At 58.2% G+C, this 7,431-nt stretch carries 8 protein-coding genes; 4 read left to right on the top strand and 4 right to left on the bottom strand.

Annotated elements, in window-relative coordinates; all coding sequences use genetic code 11:
- Nucleotides 1-160: 160 nt before the first annotated feature.
- From B4U49_RS02040 to B4U49_RS02030, 3 genes are read left to right on the top strand one after another with little or no spacing between them, the layout of a single operon-like run.
- The gene (locus B4U49_RS02040) at nt 161-907 is read left to right on the top strand and encodes a 16S rRNA (uracil(1498)-N(3))-methyltransferase (RefSeq protein ID WP_078082916.1); all 747 of its coding nucleotides are present in this window, start codon (nt 161-163) and stop codon (nt 905-907) included.
- 21 nt (nt 908-928) lie between these two features.
- A complete protein-coding gene (locus B4U49_RS02035) occupies nt 929-1,291 on the top strand; it encodes a hypothetical protein (protein ID WP_078082914.1) in 363 nt (120 codons plus the stop codon).
- A gap of 21 nt (nt 1,292-1,312) precedes the next feature.
- On the top strand, nt 1,313-1,972 hold the full coding sequence (locus tag B4U49_RS02030) for an HAD family hydrolase (RefSeq protein ID WP_078082913.1): 660 nt from the start codon (nt 1,313-1,315) through the stop codon (nt 1,970-1,972).
- 16 nt (nt 1,973-1,988) lie between these two features.
- Here the strand turns inward: B4U49_RS02030 and B4U49_RS02025 are convergent, their stop codons facing one another.
- Nucleotides 1,989-2,741 (bottom strand): hypothetical protein, encoded by a 753-nt coding sequence (locus B4U49_RS02025; RefSeq protein WP_078082912.1) that lies wholly within the window; start codon nt 2,739-2,741, stop codon nt 1,989-1,991.
- A 227-nt stretch (nt 2,742-2,968) separates the two neighbouring features.
- On the opposite strand from B4U49_RS02025, the gene B4U49_RS02020 reads away from it, so the two are divergent.
- Nucleotides 2,969-3,589 (top strand): OmpA family protein, encoded by a 621-nt coding sequence (locus B4U49_RS02020; RefSeq protein ID WP_078082911.1) that lies wholly within the window; start codon nt 2,969-2,971, stop codon nt 3,587-3,589.
- 108 nt (nt 3,590-3,697) lie between these two features.
- Here the strand turns inward: B4U49_RS02020 and metF are convergent, their stop codons facing one another.
- The 3 genes from metF to metK form a co-directional block, all read right to left on the bottom strand.
- Nucleotides 3,698-4,537 carry a methylenetetrahydrofolate reductase [NAD(P)H] gene (gene metF, locus B4U49_RS02015; protein WP_078082910.1) on the bottom strand — a complete coding sequence of 280 codons (840 nt, stop codon included), beginning with the start codon at nt 4,535-4,537 and terminating at the stop codon, nt 3,698-3,700.
- 66 nt (nt 4,538-4,603) lie between these two features.
- The gene (gene ahcY / locus B4U49_RS02010; protein WP_078082917.1) at nt 4,604-5,980 is read right to left on the bottom strand and encodes an adenosylhomocysteinase; all 1,377 of its coding nucleotides are present in this window, start codon (nt 5,978-5,980) and stop codon (nt 4,604-4,606) included.
- A gap of 81 nt (nt 5,981-6,061) precedes the next feature.
- Nucleotides 6,062-7,282 carry a methionine adenosyltransferase gene (gene metK / locus B4U49_RS02005; protein ID WP_078082909.1) on the bottom strand — a complete coding sequence of 407 codons (1,221 nt, stop codon included), beginning with the start codon at nt 7,280-7,282 and terminating at the stop codon, nt 6,062-6,064.
- Nucleotides 7,283-7,431: the final 149 nt, after the last annotated feature.

Below are 7,431 nucleotides of genomic sequence, written 5' to 3'. Positions count from 1 at the left end.
GCGTACATGGATGTATTCACAGCAGTTTTGAAAACGCATGCCCGGCGCGCCGCCGCCACATAGGGTTGGCAGAGTCCACAAGAAGCTGTTTCGAACCTACAAACTCCCTGCCACCTGTATTACCCTTCACGCAACTCTGTTCCGTATTCAGGATCTATCGTTGCGTATCCCCCGTATTTTCTCCGCTGAACCTCTGGCGGGTAAAACTGAAGTTCAATTAGACGAAGCCGCCTCGCGCCACCTGGTCAAGGTGCTGCGCCTCGGGCCAGGTCGCCCGCTGGTCCTGTTTGATGGCGAAGGTGGTGAATATTCGGCGGAACTGCTGGAGGCAGGGAAAAAGACGCGGGTCAAGCTCGGTGACTACTCTGAAGAGGATCGCCAGTCGCCACTGGCAATTACCCTCGCTATCGGGATCAGTCGCGGTGATCGCTTCGACTGGGTGATCCAGAAGGCCACCGAGCTGGGGGTGAAGGATATCCAGCCGTTGTTTACCGAGCGCTGCGAAGTGAAGCTCTCCGGTGATCGCCTGCAAAAAAAACTGGGCCAGTGGCAGCAGATTGCCATCAGTGCCTGTGAGCAGAGCGCGCGCAACCGGGTGCCGGAGATTCTGTCGCCGATGAAATTGCCGCAGTTTCTCGACAGCGCCGATAGCGATACCGGTGCTGCGCTGAAGCTGGTATTACACCACCGCACCGAGGAGACGCTGGCGCAGCTGGAGCAGCAGCTGGGCAGGCCCCGGTCGACGCTGTTACTGGTGGGGCCTGAAGGCGGGCTTTCCGCGGAGGAAATCGAGCTGGCGCTGGAGCGGGGGTTCCACGCGCTGCGTCTCGGGCCGCGTGTACTGCGCACCGAGACCGCGCCGGTGGCGGCGCTGTCTGTATTGCAGTTCCAATGGGGTGATTTTTAGAGCTTTTTGCAAGGAGCAAAAATGAAAGCGATAGTCTGGTTGATCGGCGTTGCGATTACTGCGATGTCGGTACTGATAATTCTCAAGCCGCAGATCGCGCGCGATATCAGCGAGCGGATGAATCCGCGGTTGTTCTATTTTGCGGCCTGGGCACGCATTGTGATCGGCATCATATTCCTGCTGATTTCCGATACCCGCAGCTGGGGCACGCTGTTCAATGTGCTGGGGATTCTGCTGGTGGTGGTCGGCGCCTATGCGCTGCAGGCTGGTTACGAGCGCACACGGGAGTTTGTGCTGGGCGTCGTGCACGGCAATGAAAACCTGGTGCGGGTGGCCGGCGCGGTGGGGGTGTTGATTGGGGTATTGTTGATATCCGCCACCTGATTTTGGCACTAAGGAAGTTCGATGGATAACCCGTTTTCAGAAACCCGCCTGGTGATCTTTGATTGTGACGGTGTGCTGGTGGATAGCGAGACGATCGTGTGTCGCGTGCTGGCGGAGGAAATGACCAAGTTGGGGATGCCGGCGACGGCGGAAGAACTGGACGAGCAGTTCAGCGGTCGGCCGTCACGGGACTGTATCCTCGATATCGAGGCGCGCTACGGCGGCCCCCTGCCGGAGTCCTACTTCCACACCACGGAAAGCCGCATCCGCCGTGCTTTCCACGAGGAGCTGGAGCCGGTTACCGGTATCTACGAGGTACTGGAAAAGCTGCAGGGTACAGACCTGCAATCCTGTGTGGCGTCTTCGGGCCCGCACGCGAAAATGCAGATCACCCTGAACAAGACCGGGCTGTGGGATTTCTTCGAGGGACGTATTTTCAGTGCGGACGATGTGGGCCGCGGCAAACCCTGGCCGGACCTGTTCCTGCACAGTGCGCGGCAGTTTGAGATAGACCCGCAGCACTGCCTGGTGGTGGAGGATTCCATTGCCGGCGTTAAGGCTGCGGTCGCTGCGGGTATGCCGGTGATTGGCTACAGCCACAACAGCGCGCGCGGCCGTCAGCTGGAAGCCGAGGGCGCGCGGGTGATCAATGATATGCAGTTGCTGCTGGATTACCTCTGAGTTTTGAAGGTGATGTCTACTGGGTGAGGCGGATCTCTACCGAGGCGCTGCGGCGGGTGTCCTTGTCATCCACAAAGGTGCGGGTGTAACGCACCTGGTAGATGCCGTTGGCCACCAGCTCGTTGACCAAGCCCGGCGGCAGCATCACGGTTTCTTTCAGGGTGCTCTGCCCCTCGGCCACCAGCGGCTGCGATACTTCGTATACGACCCTGTCTCCTACCAGAAACTGTCCACTTTCAGACACGGCACTGGTACTGCCGATATCGCCGTCCAGGTTCCAGGCCAACATCATCTGTCGGGATTTGCTGCTCACCGTCTGCGAGGGCGGGGAAGCCTGAACCTGCGCGAGTCGACCGCTGGCATTCAGATCGAACAGAATGTGATTGGAAAGACTGCCGGCGGCTCCGGCAAACACGCGCCGGTAACCCACCCTGCGGACACCTTTCGCATGCCAGCTACGCGCCTGTTCCGGTGAGATCTGCACCACTTCTGTCACCACGCCGCGGTCGCCACTGAACTCGAGTATGCGGTCCACAACCGCGAGCTCTTTGTTGTTGTCCAGGTTGACGAATACACCCCTGGGCGATGCTGCCCCTCCTTTACTGGCCACCCGCCAGGTGACTTTTTCCTGATACCCCTCACTGGCATTCAGCCAGCCATCGCCGGGATCGACGGTGACAATCTGCTGGGCGTTTACCGACGAGCCAAAAATCGCGGCAATCACGATGGCGATTGCGCCGATTAGTGTCAGGATGATCTGTTTGTTCATCGCGGTCTCCCTGGCGATTCGAGCGTTTCAAAATGATCGGGCATTAATAGAGGGTAAGGTGCCTGTGATCATCTCAGAAATCACACGCCGCGCCTAATTACCGGGCAGTCCGTCCCGGCTTGTTCGAGCCTGGGCTAATTACGGAATGGCGGGGGGTGATCCTAGAATGCTTCGGACTCGTGAAACCGCAAACCCGAACTCCGGATAAACCGAGAGGAGCCGGCCCTATGCAGGCACCCCTTAGATCTACCTGTAAATCGATCGCCCGTCAGTATCCGCGGTGGGCGTCGTTTCTGATTCTGATTCCCTCGCTGCTTCTGAGCGGCTGTCCAGACCCGACCAAGAAATACACCCTCGATCCGCGCGACCTGGTCAGTAATGGCATCGGAGAACAGTCTGCGCGCACCGCGGCGCCATTTGGCGATGACATGGTGCGCTACCTCATGGGGCAGACACGGGAGGCGGGCGACACCTTCGTGCTGGATGTGGATTTCGAGCCAGGTGGTTTCGCGCCCAGGATGGACACCCTCGGAGACGTGGAAGCGCTGCTAGTGATTATGCGCGACTTTCCCAAGCTTAAAATCGTTGTGGAAGGGCACACGGACAACGCCGGTGACCCCAAGAAAAACCGCAAGCTATCGCAGTGGCGAGCCAACTGGGTGAAACAGTTTTTACTGGAGCGCGGTATCAATGAGGAGCGAGTCGAGGCAGCTGGTTTGGGGGATTCTGACCCCGTTGCCGACAATGATACCCAGCGGGGCAGGGAGCAAAACCGGCGGCTGGTGGTGCGCGTGATTGATTTTGATGGCAAGCCGATCAATGTGTGGATGGATGGCCCGAAAAAATAGTCTGCTGGGCTTAGGCCGGTGGCGATGTCGCTGCCGGGTATCGCTTTGTGAGACCCGGCATCGCCATCTGCGCTTCTTAGCACATAGCTCTATTCTGTGTGATTAGGCTTACTGGGCGATATTAAGATCCAGCGCTTTCAATATATCCGCAGTCGGTCCCACCTGATTCATGGTGTAAAAATGCAGGCCGGGCGCGCCGCCGTCCAGCAGGGTTTCACACAGGTCGGTGACGATTTCCAAGCCCAGCTTTTTCACGTCTTCCGGATTGCGGAAGCTCTCCATCCGATATTTCAGCCAGCGCGGGATTTCAGCGCCGCAGTTGCGCGAGAAGCGCGCCAGATTGGTGAAGTTGGTGATCGGCATGATGCCCGGGTAGATGGGCGCATCGATACCGGCTTTCTCGCACTGGTCCAAGAAGTAGAAGTAGGCATCCGGGTTGTAGAAGTACTGGGTCAGTGCGCTGTTGGCCCCGGCCTCAAACTTGCCCTTCAGAAAGCGGATGTCGTCGTCGTAGCTTTCCGCTTCCGGGTGAATTTCCGGATAGGCCGCCACTTCCAGATGGAAGTGATCGCCGGTATGGCGGCGGATAAATGCCACCAGCTCGTTGGCGTACACCAGCTGTGCTACAGAACCCATGCCCGAAGGCATATCACCGCGCAGGGCGACAATGCGGTCAACACCGGCTTCCTTGTAGCGCTCTAACAGACCCAGCACGATCTCTTCGTTGTCGCCGCCGAAAGACAGGTGTGGAGCGATGGAGATACCATCCTTGCGCAGGCTGGTAACGATATTTGCAGTGGTGTCGCGGGTAGTGCCGCCGGCGCCGTAGGTAACCGAGAAAAACTCGGGGTTGAATGCCTGCAGCTGCTCGCGGGTCTTATACAGTTTGTCCCGGCCCTCTTCGGTCTTCGGCGGGAAAAATTCAAAACTGATACGTAACTTGCTCATTGTTCTATCCCATTCCCTCGGCACACGAGATCCCGGTGCAGACCCGGGATCCCAGTGTGGAGGTCTTTAATACTTGTAGCTTTCCGGCTTGTAAGGGCCGTCAACGGAAACACCAATGTACTTGGCCTGGTCTTCGGTCATGCGGGTAATCACACCACCAAAACCTTCTACCATGTACTTGGCCACTTCCTCGTCCAGGTGCTTGGGCAGTACTTTCACGTACAGTGCAGAAACCTTCTGGTCTGCCGGCAGGTCGGCAAACTTTTCCTGGTACAGGTGAATCTGTGCCAGTACCTGATTGGCGAAAGAGCCGTCCATGATACGGCTCGGGTGGCCGGTCGCGTTGCCCAGGTTTACCAGGCGACCTTCGGACAGCAGCAACAGGTGGTCATTGGTTTCCGCATTGCGCACAATCTTGTGCACTTGCGGTTTTACTTCCTGCCACTCCCAGTTGTTGCGCATGAAAGCGGTGTCGATTTCATTGTCGAAGTGGCCGATATTGGAAACCACAGCGCCGGACTTGAGTGCTTTCAGCATATTTGCATCACACACGTTGACGTTGCCGGTGGTGGTGACGATCAGGTCGGTGTTCGCCAGCAGTTCCTTGTTAATGCAGGACTCGCTGCCATCGTTAACGCCATTGATATACGGGGAGACCAGCTCGAAGCCGTCCATGCAGGCCTGCATGGCACAGATGGGATCAACTTCGGTCACTTTAACGATCATGCCTTCCTGACGCAGGGAGGCAGCGGAGCCTTTACCCACGTCGCCGTAACCGATGACCAGTGCTTTCTTGCCGGACAGCAGGTGGTCGGTGCCGCGCTTGATGGCATCGTTCAGGCTGTGGCGACAGCCGTATTTGTTGTCGTTCTTGCTCTTGGTCACGGAGTCGTTGACGTTGATTGCCGGAACCTTGAGGGTGCCCGCTTTCAGCATGTCCTGCAGACGGTGTACACCGGTAGTGGTTTCCTCGGAAATACCGTGACACTTGTCCAGCAGTTCCGGGTACTTGCGATGCAGCAGCTCGGTGAGGTCGCCACCGTCGTCCAGGATCATGTTTGGCTGCCAGCCGGCCACGTCGGCACCGATGGTGCGCTCAAGACACCACTCGTACTCTTCCTCGGTTTCACCTTTCCAAGCAAATACCGGAATACCGGACGCAGCGATCGCTGCTGCGGCGTGGTCCTGGGTGGAGAAAATGTTACAGGAAGACCAACGTACTTCCGCACCCAGGGCGACCAGGGTTTCGATCAGTACTGCAGTCTGGATGGTCATGTGGATACAGCCCATGATGCGGGCGCCGGCCAGCGGCTGTTCCGCGCGGTATTTTTCGCGCAGGGTGATCAGCGCGGGCATTTCGCCTTCCGCAATTTCAATTTCCATGCGGCCCCAGTCGGCGAGGGAAATGTCGGCTACTTTGAAGTCTTTAAATTCGGTGCTCATCTGGTTCATTACCTAATTCTCTGAGTTGTCGCTCTGGTTGTGCCAAGCGCTGTGGGCGGGCTTGTGGCCCGCCTGTTCAAATCAAATACCTGCCTGTGCGCGCAGGGTTTCCGCCTTGTCGGTTTTTTCCCACGGGAAGGCGGTAAAGGTTTCGGTCTGCTCGTGGCCGTTGCTGTCCACCCACTTGTAGGTGTGCTCGAACGGCTCGCGGCCAAAGTGGCCGTAGGCCGCGGTCAGCTGGTACATCGGGTGCAGCAGGTCCAGGGCCTTGGAAATCGCGTAGGGGCGCAGGTCGAAGTTTTCGCGCACCAGCTCGATCAGGCGCTCGTCGCTTACCTTGCCGGTACCGAAAGTGTTGATGGACACGGAAGTCGGCTCGGCCACGCCGATGGCGTAAGACACCTGGATTTCGCAGCGGCTGGCGAGGCCGGCGGCCACAATATTTTTGGCCACGTAACGACCGGCGTAAGCTGCAGAGCGGTCGACCTTGGACGGGTCTTTGCCGGAGAAAGCGCCGCCGCCGTGACGGGCGGAACCGCCGTAGGTGTCGACGATGATCTTGCGCCCGGTGAGACCACAGTCGCCCACGGGGCCACCGATCACAAACTTGCCGGTTGGGTTGATGTGGAACTTGGTGTTCTCGTGCAGCAGTTCGGCCGGCAGCACGTGGTGCACAATCAGTTCCATCACGGCTTCGCGCAGGTCGTCCTGGGAAATCTCTTCGTTGTGCTGGGTAGACAGCACTACCGCATCGATCGCGCACGGCTTGCCGCTTTCGTCGTAGCGGAAAGTAACCTGACTTTTTGCGTCCGGGCGCAACCACGGCAGCAAGCCGGTTTTGCGCGCTTCAGCCTGACGCTCTACCAGGCGGTGGGCGTAGTAGATCGGGGAGGGCATGAAGGTGGGGGTTTCGTCGGTGGCGTAGCCGAACATCAGGCCCTGGTCACCGGCACCCTGGTCTTCCGGTTTTACGCGGTCGACGCCCTGGGCGATGTCTACGGACTGCTTGCCGATCACGTTGATCACACCACAGGTCTCGCCGTCGTAACCGACGTCGGAGGAGGTGTAACCGATATCGGTGATCACCTTGCGCACCAGGTCTTCGAGGTCGACCCAGGCGGAGGTGCTGATTTCACCGGCGATTACTGCAATACCGGTTTTTACCAGGGTTTCACAGGCAACACGGGCATTCTTGTCACGCGCCAGCAGGGCGTCCAGAACCGCGTCGGAAATCTGGTCGGCAATTTTGTCCGGATGTCCTTCGGATACGGATTCCGAAGTAAAGATGCTGTATTCACTCATTGTGAGTTTCTCCTTTCGCGCAGTAATGCGCCTGACTTATTCCGCTGCTGGCGGTTATAAAACTTGCTCGGCTCCTTAGCTTTTCGGCCCGGAGCTCGGTTTCTGTTTTGGGGCGTCCAAGGTGCCGGTGAAAGGTTTCAAAACCGCTG

It is taken from the genome of Microbulbifer mangrovi (assembly GCF_002009015.1).
GTDB classification, from domain to species: Bacteria; Pseudomonadota; Gammaproteobacteria; order Pseudomonadales; family Cellvibrionaceae; genus Microbulbifer; species Microbulbifer mangrovi.
This window is presented reverse-complemented; position numbering and strand designations above follow the sequence as displayed.